The 16019-nt window shown below is 68.4% G+C and carries 14 protein-coding genes and 1 pseudogene; 5 read left to right on the top strand and 10 right to left on the bottom strand.

What is annotated here, in order from left to right; genetic code table 11:
• Position 1: 1 nt before the first annotated feature.
• Together GTH33_RS15540 and GTH33_RS15535 are read left to right on the top strand one after the other, a co-directional pair.
• Positions 2 to 682, top strand: a pseudogene (locus GTH33_RS15540) (ABC transporter ATP-binding protein); the annotation flags it as partial.
• Between the two features lie 104 nt (positions 683 to 786).
• A complete protein-coding gene (locus GTH33_RS15535; RefSeq protein WP_163959172.1) occupies positions 787 to 1992 on the top strand; it encodes an ABC transporter permease in 1206 nt (401 codons plus the stop codon).
• A 328-nt stretch (positions 1993 to 2320) separates the two neighbouring features.
• Here the strand turns inward: GTH33_RS15535 and GTH33_RS15530 are convergent, their stop codons facing one another.
• The 6 genes from GTH33_RS15530 to GTH33_RS15505 all read right to left on the bottom strand — a co-directional run bounded on the left by GTH33_RS15530 (position 2321) and on the right by GTH33_RS15505 (position 10079).
• Positions 2321 to 2935 (bottom strand): nucleotidyltransferase family protein, encoded by a 615-nt coding sequence (locus GTH33_RS15530; protein WP_163959171.1) that lies wholly within the window; start codon positions 2933 to 2935, stop codon positions 2321 to 2323.
• Positions 2922 to 3857, bottom strand: a complete 936-nt coding sequence (locus tag GTH33_RS15525; RefSeq protein ID WP_163959170.1) for an XdhC family protein — start codon at positions 3855 to 3857, stop codon at positions 2922 to 2924. Before GTH33_RS15525 ends, GTH33_RS15530 begins: the two co-directional genes overlap by 14 nt.
• 149 nt (positions 3858 to 4006) lie before the next feature.
• Positions 4007 to 6199: a xanthine dehydrogenase family protein molybdopterin-binding subunit gene (locus tag GTH33_RS15520; RefSeq protein ID WP_163959169.1), complete on the bottom strand. Its 2193-nt coding sequence runs from the start codon at positions 6197 to 6199 to the stop codon at positions 4007 to 4009.
• A gap of 129 nt (positions 6200 to 6328) precedes the next feature.
• On the bottom strand, positions 6329 to 8560 hold the full coding sequence (locus tag GTH33_RS15515) for a xanthine dehydrogenase family protein molybdopterin-binding subunit (RefSeq protein WP_163960142.1): 2232 nt from the start codon (positions 8558 to 8560) through the stop codon (positions 6329 to 6331).
• Between the two features lie 2 nt (positions 8561 to 8562).
• Positions 8563 to 9543: an FAD binding domain-containing protein gene (locus GTH33_RS15510; protein ID WP_163959168.1), complete on the bottom strand. Its 981-nt coding sequence runs from the start codon at positions 9541 to 9543 to the stop codon at positions 8563 to 8565.
• On the bottom strand, positions 9540 to 10079 hold the full coding sequence (locus tag GTH33_RS15505) for a 2Fe-2S iron-sulfur cluster-binding protein (protein ID WP_163959167.1): 540 nt from the start codon (positions 10077 to 10079) through the stop codon (positions 9540 to 9542). Before GTH33_RS15505 ends, GTH33_RS15510 begins: the two co-directional genes overlap by 4 nt.
• Positions 10080 to 10220: 141 nt before the next feature.
• On the opposite strand from GTH33_RS15505, the gene GTH33_RS15500 reads away from it, so the two are divergent.
• Positions 10221 to 11222 (top strand): glycerophosphodiester phosphodiesterase, encoded by a 1002-nt coding sequence (locus GTH33_RS15500; protein WP_163959166.1) that lies wholly within the window; start codon positions 10221 to 10223, stop codon positions 11220 to 11222.
• On the top strand, positions 11223 to 11501 hold the full coding sequence (locus GTH33_RS15495; protein ID WP_163959165.1) for a hypothetical protein: 279 nt from the start codon (positions 11223 to 11225) through the stop codon (positions 11499 to 11501).
• 284 nt (positions 11502 to 11785) lie between these two features.
• Here GTH33_RS15495 and GTH33_RS15490 read toward each other — a convergent pair whose 3' ends face one another.
• Together GTH33_RS15490 and GTH33_RS15485 are read right to left on the bottom strand one after the other, a co-directional pair.
• Entirely contained in the window at positions 11786 to 12574 is a 789-nt protein-coding gene (locus GTH33_RS15490) for an alpha/beta fold hydrolase (protein WP_163959164.1), read from the bottom strand.
• Entirely contained in the window at positions 12565 to 13254 is a 690-nt protein-coding gene (locus tag GTH33_RS15485; RefSeq protein ID WP_208403882.1) for a TIGR02117 family protein, read from the bottom strand. The genes GTH33_RS15490 and GTH33_RS15485 overlap by 10 nt, the downstream gene beginning before the upstream one ends.
• A gap of 26 nt (positions 13255 to 13280) precedes the next feature.
• Between GTH33_RS15485 and phhA the strand changes: the two genes are divergently transcribed.
• Positions 13281 to 14153 (top strand): phenylalanine 4-monooxygenase, encoded by an 873-nt coding sequence (gene phhA, locus GTH33_RS15480; RefSeq protein ID WP_163959163.1) that lies wholly within the window; start codon positions 13281 to 13283, stop codon positions 14151 to 14153.
• A 51-nt stretch (positions 14154 to 14204) separates the two neighbouring features.
• On the opposite strand, the gene GTH33_RS15475 is transcribed toward phhA, so the two are convergent.
• The gene (locus GTH33_RS15475) at positions 14205 to 15194 is read right to left on the bottom strand and encodes a 50S ribosomal protein L11 methyltransferase (RefSeq protein WP_163959162.1); all 990 of its coding nucleotides are present in this window, start codon (positions 15192 to 15194) and stop codon (positions 14205 to 14207) included.
• Positions 15184 to 15894, bottom strand: coding sequence for an SDR family NAD(P)-dependent oxidoreductase (locus GTH33_RS15470; RefSeq protein ID WP_163959161.1), 711 nt, complete (start codon positions 15892 to 15894; stop codon positions 15184 to 15186). Before GTH33_RS15470 ends, GTH33_RS15475 begins: the two co-directional genes overlap by 11 nt.
• Positions 15895 to 16019 lie beyond the last annotated feature (125 nt).

The following is a 16019-nucleotide window of genomic DNA, read 5'->3' as shown; positions in this document are numbered from 1 at the left end:
CATGCCTGACCCCCTCATCACCATGCGCGGCGTCACCAAGGTGTACGGCATGGGCGCGACGCAATTCCAAGCGCTGAAGGGCGTCGACCTCGACATCCAGGCCGGCGATTTCGTCGCCGTCATGGGGCCGTCGGGGTCGGGCAAGTCGACGACGATGAATATCCTCGGCTGCCTCGACGTGCCATCGGGCGGAACCTTCCTGTTCCGCGGGCATCACGTCGAGACGCTGGATCGCGACCAGCGTGCGTTGCTGCGGCGCCGCTATCTCGGTTTCGTGTTCCAGGGGTTCAACCTGCTCAGCCGGACGAGCGCGCTGGAGAACGTCGAGCTGCCTCTGCTGTATCGCGGCGAGGACAAGAAGGCTCGGCGTGAGCTGGGCATGGCGGCGCTGGCCAAGGTCGGGCTGGATCGCTGGTGGGATCATACCCCGGCGGAATTGTCGGGCGGGCAGCAGCAGCGCGTCGCGATCGCGCGCGCGATCGTCACGCAGCCCGATGTGCTGCTGGCCGACGAGCCGACCGGCAACCTCGATTCCGAACGGTCGGTGGAGATCATGGAATTGCTGACGAACCTCAATCGGAACAGCAACATCACCGTGCTGATGGTGACGCACGAACCGGACATGGCGGCGTTCGCGCGCACGTTGATCCATTTCAAGGACGGGCTGGTCGAACGGATCGAGGCGCAGCATCGGCAGGGCGAGATGCCGGCGGCGGACGCGGCGACGGGGCCGCGCGAGACGCGCGCCATACCCGATTCCGCATCCGATGCCGGGGGGATCGCCTGATGCTCGGCACCACCCTCATCCTCGCGCTGCGGTCGATCCGGCGGCATCTGTTGCGCTCGTTCCTGACCATCCTCGGCATCGTCATCGGCGTCGGCGCGGTGGTCACCATGGTGACGCTGGGCAAGGCGACGACGGCTGCGGTGCAGCAGCAGATTTCGGCGCTGGGCAGCAACATCCTGCAGATCCGCCCCGGCCAGGGGTTCGGGCGGGGCGGCGGCGGGCCGCCGCCGCCGCCGTTCAAGACGGCCGATGCCGACGCGGTCGCAACGCAGATCGCCGGCGTCACCGCAGTGGCGCCGCAGACGAGTTCCAGCGCCACCGCGATCTACGAGGGGGCGAATTGGTCGACGACGATCAACGGTACGACCAGCGCCTTCCTGACCGTCCAGCCATGGCCGCTGACCGCGGGCCGGTATTGGACGGCGGCGGAGCAGGAGGCGGGCAAATCGGTGTGCCTGGTCGGCAATACCGTGCGGCAGAACCTGTTCCGCGGCGACGATCCGATCGGCAAGCGCATCCGGCTGGGCAACGTCAGCTGCGACGTGATCGGCGCGCTGAGCACGCGCGGGCAGGGCGGCTTCGGCGATCAGGACGATGTGGTGGTGATGCCGATCAAGACGGTGCAGCGGCGCTTCGTCGGCAACGACGACGTGCGGGTGATGCTGGTCGGGGTCGACAGCGACTATCAGAGCAGCGCGGTACAGGCGTCGATCAGCGCGCTGTTACGCGAACGCCGGCATCTGACCGGCGGGCGCGACGACGATTTCAACATCTTCGATACCAAGCAGATTTCCGACACGCTGACCGGCACGACGACGCTGCTGACCCGCATCGTCGCCGCGGTGGCGGCGATCAGCCTGGTCGTCGGCGGCATCGGCATCATGAACATCATGCTGGTGTCGGTGACCGAGCGGACGCGGGAGATCGGCATCCGGCTGGCGATCGGCGCGGTGGCGCGCGAGGTGCTGCTGCAGTTCCTGGTCGAGGCGGTCGCACTGTCGTGCCTGGGGGGCGTGATCGGCCTGATCCTGGCGCAGGGCGTCATTCTGGCGCTATCGCCGCTGATGCAGGTGCAGTGGACGTTCGACCTGCAGATCAACCTGATCGCGTTTGCGATATCGGCGGTGATCGGAGTGGTGTTCGGCTATTTCCCCGCGCGGCGCGCGGCGGCGCTAAATCCGATCGATGCGCTGCGGCATGAGTAACGCGGCAACATGAACAACATGAACAACATGGGCACCCTGACGGAAACGATCGCCTGCCGATCGTTTCCGATTTGGTGTCGATGAAAGCGCACCGGACTGCTTCCGAGCCCGTCGACGCCACGTATGCCGCGCGCCGGACATCTTTATATACCAGCCCTTCGATGCGTTCAGGGCGAACGGCAGGTCGGACGGGTGCCATGCCGGCGCGGCGTAGCGGCGTGGGACGATGTAGGACAGACCCGGCCGTTTCCACTCGTGTTATGAACGGGTAACGGCGAATCCCGTCCAACGCCGCCCCGCGACGGGGCGCGATCGCATCGCGGCGGCGTCAGCCATGGCGCCGCCGGGTGTAGGCTTCCGGAGCGTTCACCAGCTCGCGCAGCCGCTCCAGTTCCTCCGGCGTATCCACGTCGATCAGCTCGGCGGGCGTCGTCACCACGTGCTTGCCGGCGCGAACCAGGTCGCGGGCGCCGGCGTCGCCCTCCAGCTGTACGAGCGTGTCGAACCGGGCGCGGCCGAAGACGGCCGGGGGCCTGGGCGAGCGGCCATCGCTGGAGGCGACCACGGCGTCGTCACCATCCACCGCATCGAGCAGCGTGTAGATATGGGTCGCGGTGACACGGGGCATGTCGGCGAGCGCGACGACGACGGCTTTCGCATCGCGTGCGCGGGCGCAGTCCACGCCGAGCGCGACCGATCGGCCCATGCCGAGCTGCGGGTCGTCGTTGCGGACGATGACGAAGCCGTGCGCGGCATAGTCGCAATCCGCCTGGCCGACGACGGCAACGCGCTCCATGAACGGCATGTCCTCCAGCGCAACGGCGACGTGCAGGCCGAGCGGACGGCCGAGGAACGGTTCGTCGAGCTTGCTGCCGATGTCACCCATACGCAGCGAACGGCCGGCGGCGAGCAGGACGAGAACGCAATCCTCAGCCGCGATCATGGCCGAACCCATGGAATGCCCCGACCATGGCGGCGGCGATCGACAGCGCGATCTCCGACGGGCCGATCGCGCCGATGTCGATACCGACGGGGGCGTCGATGCGGTCGATCTGCTCTACCGACAGGCCGGCGGCGGCGAGACGGTCGCGGCGCGCGGCATGGCTGCGACGGCTGCCGAGCGCCCCGACGTAGGGCGCGTTGCTGGCGAGCGCCGCGATCAGCGCGGGATCGTCGATCTTGATGTCGTGGCTGAGCGTCACCACCGCGGTCGACGGGCCCGGCTTCAGCGCCTCGATCGCTTCATCGGGCCAGCGATCGTCGAGGGTGACGCCGGGAAAGCGTTCCTCGGTCAGGAAACGCGCGCGCGGATCGATGACGGTCGTATCGATGCCCAGCGTCGTGGCGAGCGCGGCGAGTGCCTGCGCGATCTGCACCGCACCGACGATCAGCAGCCGGCGGGGCGGATCGTAGCGGTTGACGAACACCTCGCCGGTTTCCGCGGGCTTGAGGTCGCTGTGACCGGTGGCGAGGTCGGTGGTTACGGTCACCGCCTGGCCGTGGTCGCGCGCCTCTGCGATCCGGTCGAACAATTCGGGATCGAAACCGGTCGCCGACACCGGCTGGACCATCACCGCGATCTCGCCGCCGCAGGGCAGGCCGACTTCCCACGCGGCATCGTCGGCGACGCCATAGGTCCTCAGCTGAAACGGTGCGCCGGCGATGACGTCGGCGGCGGTCTGGAGGATATCGCTTTCCACGCAACCGCCGGACACGGAGCCTTCGAAGCGGCCGTCGGCGTGGACCAGCATGTGGCTGCCCTTGGGGCGCGGCGCGCTGCCCCAGGTGGAGACGACCGTCGCGAGGGCGAGCGGTTCACCCTGCCAATTGCGCGCGGCGGTAAGGACGGAATCGTTTTCGGCCATGATATGTCTTTCCTGATTCCCGCGCGGAACGGGGAGGGGGACCGCGCTTGCGGCGCGGGGTGGTGGGGCAGCGTCCGGCGCCGGTACTGTCTGGTGTGCCGCCACCAGCCGCGCCGGTCCCCCGTCCCCCGTCCCGCGCCGGGGAGATTTTAGAGGTTTGGCAATCCTGCCAACAATTTGTCCAGCGTTACCGGAAAGTCGCGTACCCTGACGCCGGTCGCATCGTGGATCGCGTTCGCCACCGCCGCGCCGGCGCCGGAAATGCCGAGTTCGCCTACGCCCTTTGCCCCCACCGGGTTGGCGTGATCGTCGATCTCCTCGATGAAATGCACCTCGATCGGCGGCACGTCGGCGTGGACCGCGACATGATATTCGCCGAAGTCCGGGTTGACGAAATGGCCGTTGCGGGTGTCGACCTCCGCCGCTTCGCCCAAGGCGTAGGACAGGCCCCAAATCATGCCGCCGATCAGCTGGCTGGCGGCGGTTTTGGCGTTGAGAACGCGGCCGATGTCGAACACGCCCAGCATGCGGCGGACGCGCACCTCGCCGGTGACGGCATGGACCGCGACCTCGACGAAATGCGCGCCGTGGCTCGCCTGGCTGGTGCGTTTCGTTTCCGCACCGGGGCCGGTCTTGCCGGTCGCGACGATCGATTCGCCCCGGATCAGGTCGGCGAGCGCGACGCTGCGGCCACCGGCCGTGACGCAGCCGTCCTGCAAAACCAGATCCTCCGGCGCGGCGTTCATGCGGCGGGCCAGTTCGGTGATGATGTCCTCGCACGCCAGCACCGTCGCCGAACACGCGCTGCCGGCACCGAACGATCCGCCCGAACCGGCGCTGGCGGGCAGGTCGCTGTCGCCGATGCGCACCTCGACCCGGTCGATCGGCAGGCCCAGCATCTCGCCCGCGGTCTGCGCGAGGATGGTGTAGGTGCCGGTGCCGATGTCGGTCATGTCGCATTCGACGATCGCCCGGCCATCGGTGTCGAGGCGGACGCGCGCCTCCGCCTTGACGGTGAAGTTGCCACGCAGGGCCGCCGCCATGCCGTGGCCGATCAGCCAGTTGCCCTCGCGGCGCTTCTGCCGGGCATCCCAGCCGAACCGGCGGGCGCCCTCGTCATAGCAGTCGACCAGGCGGCGGGTGGAAAAGGGCTTGCCGTTGACCGGATCGACCCGGGGTTCGTTGATGCGGCGCAACGCGATCGGATCGAGCCCCAGCTGCACGGCCAGTTCGTCCATTGCGCATTCGACCGCGAAACTGCCGATCGCCTCCCCCGGTGCGCGTACCGCGCCGGTGGCGGGCAGGTCGACCCGGACGAGGTCGGTGCGGAAGCGGCGGTTCTCACCCGCATACAGGGGCAGCGAGCCGAACGGGATCGGTTCGAGGAAACTCGCATCGTCGTTCTGCGCGGCCACTCCTTCGTGCGCGAAGGCGGTGATGCGACCATCGCGGTCGGCGCCGATGCGGACGCGCTGCGTGGTCGCGGAACGGTGATGGACCAGATAGGCGGTCTGCGCACGGGGCAGCGCGACCTTGACCGGGCGGCCGATCCGCTCGGCGGCGATGGCGGCCAGGATCACCTCCGGCCCGACGCCGGTCTTGCCGCCGAAGCCGCCGCCGACGAACGGTGCGAGCACGCGGACGTCGCCCTTGTCGATGCCGAGCGCCGTGGCGATGGTCGCGCTCGCCGATCCGATCACCTGGTTGCTGGTCCGCACCGTCAGCTTGCCGTCATCCCAGCGGACGGTGCTGGCATGCGGTTCGAGCGCGGCGGGGAAGTGGACGGGCGTCGTATAGTGGCGATCGAGTGTCACCTCCGCCCGTTCGAGCGCGGCGTCGAGGTCGCCGATGTCGATCGCGGGAAGGAAGCCGATGCCGTGGTCGCGCTGTACCGGTTGCGCGCCGGCATCGAACCGGTCCGCGCCGGGTTCGGCGTGCACCACGACACGCTTCGCCGCATCGCGGGCGACCGCCTGATCCTCGGCGACGACGATCGCGACGGGCTGGCCGTAGTGGAAGATGGTGTCGGTATCGCTGTGCGCCTGCGCCTGCGAATTGCTGCCGCCTGTCACGATGCGCGGATCGTCGTGGATCACGGCGATGACGCCGGGCAGCGCCTCGGCAGTCGCCGTGTCGATCGCGGTGACCCGGCCGCTGCCGATGGGGGCGCCGACGATCACGGCATAGGCGATGCCGTCCGGCGCGCCTTCGTAGGCATAGGTGGCGGTGCCGGTGACCTTCGCCGGGCCTTCGATGCGGGGGATCGGCTGGCCGAGGAGGTTCTGACGCGCGCGGGCGAGGGCGTCGGGGCGGTGTGCCCGGTCCATCGTAATATCGGTCATGCCGGTCTGATCCTTGCCCGGAGCGGTGTCGGGCTGATGTAGGATGGGGGCGGTCCGGGGCAAAGGGTCGGCGCACGTTCCGTCCCGGACCGGCCGTCACCCCGGAACAGGTCCGGGGTGACGAGGGGGTCAGACCGCCGGCAATCCCTCCAGCAGCTTGTCGAGGGTCAGCGGATAATCGCGCACCCGCACGCCGGTGGCGTTGTAGATCGCGTTGCCGATCGCCGCCGCCGCGCCGCAGATGCCGACCTCGCCCAGCCCCTTGGCGTGCAGCGGGTTCGCCTCGACGTCCCGTTCGTAGAGGAAGTCGACGTCTAGCTGCGGCACGTCGGCGTTCACCGGCACGTGATATTCGCCAAGGTCGCGATTGACGATCTTGCCATTGCGCGGATCGTGAACCAGCTCTTCCGACAGTGCACAGCCGATACCGAAGGTCATGCCGCCAAGGCATTGCGAACGCGCGGTTTTTTCATTGAGGATGCGACCCGCGGCGAACACGCCGAGCATCCGCTTCACCCGCACTTCGCCGGTGATCACGTTCACCGCGACCTCGGCGAAATGCGCGCCGTAGCTGGCCTGGTTGAACGTCTTTTCCTGGCTGCCGGGGCTGACTTCGCCGGTCGCCGCCATGCCTTCGCCGACCAGCTGGGCGAGCGGCACGCTGCGGTTGTCGGCGATCGCGCGTCCATCCTTCAGCGTCAGTTCGCCCGCATCGACCTTCATCGCCTTGGCGATCTTGTCGCGCAACGCCTCGCAGGCGAGGTAGACCGAAGTGCCCGACGATGCGGCACCCCAGGAGCCGCCCGATCCCGCACCCGGAGGCGCATCGGTGTCGCCCAGATGGACGGTCACGTCCTCGATCGGCAGGCCCAGGATCTCCGCGGTGATCTGCCCCAGGATCGTGTAGGTGCCGGTGCCGATATCGGTCATGTCGGTTTCGACGATCGCCTTGCCCTGACCATCGATCGACACCTTGGCCGCCGATTTGATGAGCATGTTCGACCGCGCCCCGGACGCGACGCCGATGCCGTACAACCAGTCGCCGCGTCGGTCGGTGCCGGCGGGCTTGCGGCGCGACCAGCCGAACGTCTCGGCACCGCGATCGAGGCAGGGGATGAGCGCCCGCGACGAATAGGGGACCTTCTTTTCCGGGTCCTGTTCCGGCTCGTTGCGCCGGCGCAGTTCGATCGGGTCGATCCCGGTCTTCTCCGCCAGTTCGTCCATCGCGCCCTCCAGCGCGATCAGCCCGACCGCCTCGCCCGGTGCGCGCATCGATCCTGCCAGCATCCAGTCGAGCCGGACGATGTCATGGGTGATGAGGCGGTTCTCACCGGCATAGAGGAAATGCGTCGAAACGCCCGCAGGCTCGAAATAATCCTCGCCCGGCAGGTTCGACACCAGCGTCTCGTGGCCGATCGCCGACAGCCTGCCCTCGGCATCGGCGGCAAGCCGCAGACGCTGTTCGGTGTTGGAGCGGCGGACGGTCGCGTCGAACACCTGCTGGCGCGCCATCACCGCCTTGACCGGCCGGCCGAGACGCTTCGCCGCGATCGCCGCCGCGACGCTTTCGGGGGCGATGCCCAGCTTCGATCCGAAGCCACCACCGACGAAGGCCGCGACGATGCGCACCTTGTCCGCCGACACACCCAGCGCCTTGGCGAGCTGGAGCTTGTCCGAAGAGGGCATCTGATAGGCGCCGTACAGGGTCAGCTTGCCCTCTTCCCACACGGCGAGGCTGGCGTGCGGTTCCATCGCGGCGGAATTCTGGCTGGGCGTCGTATAGGTGACGTCGATCGTGTGCGTCGCGTCCGCCATCGCCTTGTCGACGTCGCCCTGGCTGTGGTGCGGCGGGATCTGCTGCGGCGCGGGCTTTTCCGCTTCCTCGCGGTGGGCGAGGAAGCTGTAGCGACCTTCGGCCGGTTCGTAATCGACGCTGACCTGCAGCGCGGCATCGCGTGCGACTTCATAGCTTTCGGCGACGACGATCGCGATGATCTCACCGTGATAGGCGACGTCCTCGACCCCCTGCGCCGGTGCGCTCGTCTCGCCGCCCTGTTGGGGATTGCGGATGAAGCTGGCGTAATCGGTGATGACGTCGACGACGCCCGGCATCGCCTTGGCGCGGGTGGCGTCCAGCGACCTGATCTTGCCGGCGCCGACGGTGGCACGGACGAGATAGCCGTAGGCGACGTTGTCCAGCTGGTATTCCGCGGCGTAGGTCGCCGTTCCCGACACTTTCCGCGGGCCGTCGATACGGTCGATCGGCTTTCCGATGATGTCCTGCACCGACGAATCGAGCAGGCTGTCGGGATGCGACTTGTTCATGGTGAGCGCATTGGTGTCGCTGCCGAATCCGAACATACTCATTCTCCCGTCAGGTCGCGCAGCGTGGCGATCAGGACCCGACGCGCCAGCGGGATCTTGAAGTCGTTCGAGCCATAGCCTCTGGCATCGGCCAGCAAGGCGTCGGCGGCGGCGTTGAACACCGCATCGGACGGCGCCTGTCCGACCAGCGCCGCCTCGACCGCCGGGTTGCGCCACGGCATCGGGCCAAGGCCGCCAAAGGCGAGGGCGGCGCTGGCGATCCTGCCATCCTCGACGCTGACGACGCCGGCGATCGACACGAGCGCGAAGGCGTAGGAGGCGCGGTCGCGGACCTTGCGGTAGACCTGCTTTCCGCTCGGCGGGGCAGGCAGTTCGACGTGCGTGATAAGCTCGCCCGGCTGCAATACCGTTTCGATGTTGGGCGTCTCGCCGGGCAGGCGGTAGAAATCGTGGATCGATATCCGCCGCTTGTCGCCATCCGACGTCTGCGTGATGATCGTCGCGTCGAGCGCGCGCATCGCCACCGCCATATCGCTGGGGTGCGTCGCGATGCACTGGTCCGACGTGCCGAGCACGGCGAGCACGCGGTTGAAGCCGCCGACCGCCGAACAGCCGGTTCCGGGCTCGCGCTTGTTGCAGGCCGTCGCGGTGTCGTAGAAATAATAGCAGCGGGTACGCTGGAGCAGATTGCCCCCGGTCGACGCCTTGTTGCGCAACTGGCCGGAGGCTCCGGCAAGAAGCGCGCGGCTCAGCACTTCGTACTTTTCGATGACCCGCGGGTCGGCGGCGAGGTCGGAGTTCGGTACCAGCGCGCCGATGGTCAGACCGCCATCCTCGCGCTCCTCGATCTCGCCGAGCGGCAGGCGACTGATGTCGACCAGCTTGTCCGGCGTCTCGACCTGCAATTTCATCAGGTCGAGCAGGTTGGTGCCGCCGGCGATATATTTGGCGCCCGATGCGTGGGCGTCGCGCACCGCGGTGTCGGTGCTGTCCGCCTTGGCGTAGGTAAAGGTCTTCATGCGCCCGTCTCCACCTTGTGCCGAAGGGCAATGTCGACGGTGCCATCCGCCTCGGCGACCTCGCGGATCGCATCGACGATGTTGGGATAGGCGGCGCAACGGCACAGGTTGCCGCTCATCCGCTCGCTGATCTCCTCGTCGTCGAACCGGGGGGCATCGAGGTCGTCGGTGACGTGGCTCGCCCACCCCTTGCGCACCTCGTCCAGCATGCCGACCGCGGAGCAGATCTGGCCGGGGGTGCAATAGCCGCATTGATAGCCGTCGTGCCGGACGAAGGCAGATTGCAGCGCGTGGAGGTTGTCGGGCGTGCCCAGCCCCTCGATCGTCGTGATCTCGTCATCCTGATGCATCACCGCCAGGCTGAGGCAGCTGTTGATGCGGCGGCCGTTGACCAGCATCGTGCACGCGCCGCACTGACCGTGATCGCACCCCTTCTTGCTGCCGGTCAGGCCGAGATGTTCGCGGCACAGGTCGAGCAGCGACGTGCGAATGTCCGGTTCTGCCTGATACGACTGGCCGTTGATCGTGAAATGCATGCGCTGCCTCGCAGAATGCGGGTGTCTCACCCGTGTAGGATTGATGGCCTAACGCCTGTCGGCATGATGGTTTCCGCTTTGCGAATCGCTCTCACTGCCGCCGTGCTGGTATCGGCTCCCGGACGGGGGCAGGATGCGCCGATGACCCGATCGCCCTCCGCCTCGTCCGCCTCGAAACCCCTGTCGGCGCCGATCGTCATCGCGCACCGCGGCGCCAGCGGGTCGCGGCCGGAACATACGCTCGCCGCCTATGAACTGGCGATCGACCAGGGCGCGGACTTCATCGAGCCCGATCTGGTGCCGACCAGGGACGACGTGCTGGTCGCCCGGCACGAAAATGCGATCGGCGGCACGACCGACGTCGCCGCCCATCCGGAATTCGCCGACCGGCGCACCACCAAGACGATCGACGGCACGACGCTGACCGACTGGTTCGTCGAGGATTTCACGCTCGCCGAACTGAAGACGCTGCGCGCGAAGGAGCGCTTGCCGCAGCTGCGGCCCGGCAATACGGCGTATGATGGTTGGTTCGAGGTGCCGACGCTGGCGGAGATCATCGCGTTGGCGAAGCGGCGGCACGTCGGCATCTATCCCGAAACCAAGCACCCGACCTATTTCGCCGGCATCGGCCACCCCACCGACGTGCGCCTGGTCGAACAGCTGCGGGCGGCGGGATGGGACAGCGCCGATGCGCCGGTGTTCATCCAGTCGTTCGAGGTGAAGAACCTGCAACGCATCCACGCGCTGACGACGGTGCGGCTGATCCAGCTGGTGGCCGGGCAGGGCGGTCCGGCGGACGGCTCCGCGCCGTCCTATGCGGCGATGCTGACCCCGGCCGGGCTGCGGCAGGTGGCGACCTACGCCTATGGGCTGGGGCCGGACAAGGCGCAAACATGGTCGGGCTCCACCCCGACGACACTGGTCGCGGACGCCCATGCCGCGGGGCTGCGCGTCCATCCCTGGACCTATCGTGCCGAAAACGCCTTCCTGCCGGAACGCTTCCGACGCGGCGCAGACCCTGCCGCACACGGCGATGTCGCGGGGGAGATCGCCGCGGCACTGGGCCTTGGTATCGACGGATTTTTCACGGATTATCCGCTAATCGGCTTCGACACCCGCCGTGCGGCCAAGGATCATCGGTAAATGCGTATCGCTCCCCTCGTTTGTCTTCCCCTGCTGTTCGCCACCGCAGGTTGCATCAACACCGCCGCATCGATCGTGAAGGCGCCGTTCCAGGTCGCCGGCAAGGCGGTCGACTGGACCACGACCAGCCAGGAGGAGGCGGACCGCAACTATGGCCGCAAGATGCGCAAGCAGGAGGCCAGGGAAGGCCGCGAGCGCAAGGAGGCGGCGAAGCAATGCCGCAAGCACCCCGATGACCGCCGGGCGTGCGACTATTCGGGCTATCGCGCGGGCTATTGAGCGCGTGCAACCGCGACTGTCGGCAGCCTGAGGAGGCGTCGTTCCTTCCGTTGTCGTACACGCGCACGCAGGAACCAATATCTGCCCCGCCATGGCGCCTCACCTGAGCCGGAGCGTGTCGTACTCCGTTTGCACGGAACCGATGCCGGTGCGGTGATGCCATGTCGGTCCGCCGCCAGACCCCTCATTCCGGTATCCGTCGGCATGATGGACTAGGGGTGCACGATGGCGCCCGGCACTGCCGTGGCGCCGCATGGGCAGGATCGCCGCCGATCCGCGTCGACCTACCGGTCCTGCACCACGCTGTCGCCCGCGAGCGCCCGGGCGACGGCGATCAGCACCTCCGGGTGGATGTGGACGCCAAGATGGCCGCTGTTGACCTCGACCGATTCGGCGCTGGGATCGTGGCAGATGAAGCCGTTGACGAAGCCGTCGCGCGGGCTCCAGATCGCGGTGCAGGGGACGGGCAGGGGCGCGGCGATGGCCTCGCTACGGGCGATGACGGCGGGATCGTCGACCCGCTCGCCGGTCGCCCATTCGAACGCGCGCCAGACGTTGGTGGCGCGGCCGCTGCCCGCATAGGGCGAACTGACCGTCACCACCCGCGCGACCAGTTCCGGGCGGCGATGCGCGACCAGGCGCGCCATGATGCCGCCCAAGCTGACGCCGACCAGCGTCACCGGCCCCGCCTCGGCATGCAGCGCCTCGACGCGGGCGATCAGCCGCTCCGCCTCGGCGCCGACGCTCTTGACGCCCAGGTTGCGGCCGAGGCCCCAGCCTTCGGCGCGATAGCCGATGCCGCCCAGGAACCGGCGCAGCACCACGCTGGATCCGTCGGCATCGAACAGGCCGGGCAGGATCATCACTGCGCCGCCTCGCCCCTGCGGCACCGCCGCCAGCGCCGCGGCATGGCGCCAGCGGGTCGCGAGCATCCAGGCCACGCGCGGCACCTCGCTCGCCGCCAGCGCCTTCGGCGGCGGTGGCGGGGCGAGGAAGCCGTTGCCGATGCGCGCATGCGACGGCACCCGGTCGTGCCAGCGGGCGAGCCCGGCCTGCAGGCGGTCTAGAACCATGCCAGCACCGTCACCGGAAACGGCGTCCACCGGCCGACGCGCACACCGGCATGACGCAGCGCGGCGCCCGCCCAGGCATTGCAGGTCCGCATCGCATCGTAATGCCCGCGCGCGGCATAGAATGCGTCGTTGGCGTCATAGCCGCGGTAGCGCTGGCGCGGATCGGCCAGGCTCGCGCGGATATAGCCGGCAAGACGCCGGTATTCCTCCGGCCGCAGCACCACGCTACGCACATCCACGCCGGGATGCGGCGCGGGAACGTGTTCGACGTGCATCAACGTCGCGTCGCTGCCACGCGCGGCGGACAGGACAGTGCGCAGCTTGAGGTCGGCCCAGGTCGCGGTGTCGAGGAAGAAGGCGCGCTCACCCCAGCCGATTGCCAGATGGTCATAGCCTGCATAACGCGGGTCGGCGAGGTCGGCTCCGGGTGCCAGCCCCCGCCAGTCGACGCCGCCCGCCACCTTCGGCACGACGATACCGACGTGGATGCCGTTCGATTCCACATAGATGCGGACTCCCTGCGCCGGCGGGCGCCATTGCGCATTGGCCGGGATCGCGCCGCCGATCAGCCCCGCGGTCGCGTAGCTGCCGAACAGCAGCGCCAGCAGCAGCGCGCCACGGCCCAGCCATTGGCCGAGCCATCGGGCCAGCAGGGTAACGTGAACGCGGTTTGGTATCATTAGAAACCTTATGCTACGCCGTCGTCATGGCTGATGAATCGCACGCTCTCGATACGCCCCCCGCCGGTGCCGCGACCGACTGGACGATCGATCAGGACTGGCAGCATTACACCGCGGAGGAGCATGCGACTTGGGATACCCTGTTCGCGCGCCAATCCCAACTGCTTCCCGGCCGCGCATCGGAAGCGTATCTGCGCGGGCTGGACGTGCTGAAGCTGTCGAAGCCCGGGATTCCCGATTTCGCCGAACTGTCCGAACGGCTGATGAAGCTGACCGGGTGGCAGGTGGTCGCGGTGCCGGGGCTGGTGCCGGACGACGTGTTCTTCGATCATATGGCCAACCGGCGCTTCGTCGCCGGCAATTTCATCCGCCGGCCGGACCAGCTCGATTACCTGCAGGAACCCGACGTCTTCCACGACGTGTTCGGCCACGTGCCGATGCTCGCCGACCCGGTGTTCGCGGATTATCTGGCGGCCTACGGTCGCGGTGGGCAGCGGGCGTTGGGGCTGGATGCGCTGAAGTATCTGGGGCGCCTGTACTGGTATACGGTGGAATTCGGTTTGATCCGCGAAGGCGACGGGCTGAAGATCTATGGATCCGGCATCGTGTCGAGCTATACCGAAAGCCAGTTCGCGCTGGACGACCCGAGCCCCAACCGCATCGGTTTCGACATCGCGCGGGTCATGCGGACCGACTATCGGATCGACGATTTCCAGCAGAATTACTTCGTCATCCCCAGCTTCGACGAATTGCTGCGGGTGACGGTCGAAACCGATTTCGCACCGCTGTACGAACAGCTGAAGTTGCAGGACGATATCCCGGTCGCGGCGATCGTCGCAGGCGACGACGTCATGACGCAGGGGACCCAGCGTTACGCGCGGATGAAGGCGCGGGGCTGATCGTCATCGATCCGTCCGGGACGCGACGCGCACCGCGCGCCCGATCGCCGGCTACAGGTCCAGCGCCCAGCCGTCGCGGCCGTTGGGATCGAACGGTGCGGTCGGAACGTAGCGCGTCGCGCCGGCGGTGAGGCGCAGGACGGTCCAGTCGCCGCGACGGTCGATCGCCTCCAGCGTGCACCCGCAGGCGGCATAGGCGGCGACCACCGTCTCGCGCTGCGTTTCCAGCAGGCCGGCGAGAACGATCGTCGCGCCGACGTCGGCGATCGCCGCGAGTTCGGGCGCCATCGACACCAGCGGGCCCGCAAGGATGTTGGCGATGACGAGGTCGAACGGCGCCTGCGCATCGATATCGGCATGACGCGCGCCGTCGGCGACGAACAGGTCGACCCCCTCGACGGCGTTGAGCGCGGCATTCTCCCGCGTCACCTCGACCGCGACGGGATCGATGTCGGTGGCGACCACCCGCGCGTCCGGCCACAGATCGACCGCGGCGAAGGCGAGCAGGCCGGTGCCGGTGCCGACGTCGATGACCTTGGCGAAATCCTTGCCCGCCACCGCCAGCCCGTCGAGCATCGCCAGGCAGCCGCTGGTCGTGCCGTGGTGGCCGGTGCCGAACGCCTGCCCGGCCTCGATCAGGAAGGCACGCCCGCCGCTCGGAACGTCGACGGCATGCGCGCCGGTGTGGACGACGAACCGGCCCTCGCGGATCGGTTCCAGGCCGGACTGGCTCATCGTGATCCAGTCCTCGTCGCCCAGGCGGACGACGACGGGGTCGTTCGCCGATGCACTCGGCGCCAGCGCGTGCAACTGCGCCAGCATCGCCGCGTCGGGCTCATGCTCCATATAGGCATCGAGCCGCCAGCGTTCGACGTCGTCCTCGACCTCTTCGCTGGTTATCAGCACGGCATCGATCGTCAGGTCGGATGCGCTGTCGATCGCCTCCGCCTCGGCGCGGGTGCAGGGCAGGGTGACCTTCCACGATTCCGCGGTTCCTAGTGCCCCGGCTGACAGGTCAGCGGCGCTCCGGTCAGCGGACATAGCTGGCTCCGTTGACGTCCAGCACCGCGCCGGTCATCGATGCGGGCGCGTCGAGCGCACAGAACTTGGCGATCGCGGCGACTTCCGCCGGGTCGGCGACCTTGCCGAGCGGAATGTCGGCGAGCAGCGCGTCGCCGCCGCGGCTGGCGAGATAATCGTCGGCCATGCCGGTCATCGTGAAGCCCGGACAGATGGCGAAGGCGAGAATATTCTCTCTCGCATAACCGCGGGCGATCGTCTTGGTCATCGCCACCATGCCCGCCTTGGCGGCGGCGTAATGCCAATGCGCCGGGCTGTCGCCGCGATAGGCGGCGCGGCTGGCGATGTTGACGATCCGGCCAGCCCCCGTCCATCCGTCGGCGCGGCGGTCCTGCCAGTGGCGGACGGCGAGGCGGCAGAGTTCGGCGGAGGCGGTCAGGTTGATCCGCAGCGTCCGTTCCCACCCGGCGACCCAATCGTCGTGGCGGCAGTCAAGCCGATTGGCCTCGAACACGCCGGCATTGTTGACGAGCACGTCGATCGTGCCGCCGGCCTGGTCGAGCGCGGCGTCCCACAGCGCCTGCGGGGCGGCGGGGTCGGCGAAATCGGCGGCGATGCCGCTGCGGGTGCCGTGGCCGATGACGGGTGCGCCGGCGGTGGTGAGCGCATCGAAGATCGCCGCGCCGATGCCGCGGCTCGATCCGGTGAGGAGAATGGACATGGCCGTGGCTTTAGGGCCGGGGCGGGGGCGCGACAACCGCGCCGGTACGGCCTTGCGGTCGCCCTCCACCACCCGGCATCGCCGCGGAGTCATTAACCCCGCACCGGACCGACACCAGGACGCGA

Source organism: Sphingomonas insulae (assembly GCF_010450875.1).
In the GTDB taxonomy this organism is placed as follows: Bacteria; Pseudomonadota; Alphaproteobacteria; order Sphingomonadales; family Sphingomonadaceae; genus Sphingomonas; species Sphingomonas insulae.
Note: the sequence above shows the minus strand (reverse complement) of the source record. Positions and strands in the feature narration are given on the sequence as shown.

Excerpts from the sequence above, each read along its gene's own strand:
- GTH33_RS15535 (WP_163959172.1), top strand. The coding sequence starts at position 787 with ATGCTCGGCACCACCCTCATCCTCGCGCTGCGGTCGATCCGGCGGCAT.
- GTH33_RS15530 (WP_163959171.1), bottom strand. The coding sequence starts at position 2,935 with ATGATCGCGGCTGAGGATTGCGTTCTCGTCCTGCTCGCCGCCGGCCGT.
- GTH33_RS15525 (WP_163959170.1), bottom strand. The coding sequence starts at position 3,857 with ATGGCCGAAAACGATTCCGTCCTTACCGCCGCGCGCAATTGGCAGGGT.
- GTH33_RS15520 (WP_163959169.1), bottom strand. The coding sequence starts at position 6,199 with ATGACCGATATTACGATGGACCGGGCACACCGCCCCGACGCCCTCGCC.
- GTH33_RS15515 (WP_163960142.1), bottom strand. The coding sequence starts at position 8,560 with ATGTTCGGATTCGGCAGCGACACCAATGCGCTCACCATGAACAAGTCG.
- GTH33_RS15510 (WP_163959168.1), bottom strand. The coding sequence starts at position 9,543 with ATGAAGACCTTTACCTACGCCAAGGCGGACAGCACCGACACCGCGGTG.
- GTH33_RS15505 (WP_163959167.1), bottom strand. The coding sequence starts at position 10,079 with ATGCATTTCACGATCAACGGCCAGTCGTATCAGGCAGAACCGGACATT.
- GTH33_RS15500 (WP_163959166.1), top strand. The coding sequence starts at position 10,221 with ATGACCCGATCGCCCTCCGCCTCGTCCGCCTCGAAACCCCTGTCGGCG.
- GTH33_RS15495 (WP_163959165.1), top strand. The coding sequence starts at position 11,223 with ATGCGTATCGCTCCCCTCGTTTGTCTTCCCCTGCTGTTCGCCACCGCA.
- GTH33_RS15490 (WP_163959164.1), bottom strand. The coding sequence starts at position 12,574 with ATGGTTCTAGACCGCCTGCAGGCCGGGCTCGCCCGCTGGCACGACCGG.
- GTH33_RS15485 (WP_208403882.1), bottom strand. The coding sequence starts at position 13,254 with ATGATACCAAACCGCGTTCACGTTACCCTGCTGGCCCGATGGCTCGGC.
- phhA (WP_163959163.1), top strand. The coding sequence starts at position 13,281 with ATGGCTGATGAATCGCACGCTCTCGATACGCCCCCCGCCGGTGCCGCG.
- GTH33_RS15475 (WP_163959162.1), bottom strand. The coding sequence starts at position 15,194 with ATGTCCGCTGACCGGAGCGCCGCTGACCTGTCAGCCGGGGCACTAGGA.
- GTH33_RS15470 (WP_163959161.1), bottom strand. The coding sequence starts at position 15,894 with ATGTCCATTCTCCTCACCGGATCGAGCCGCGGCATCGGCGCGGCGATC.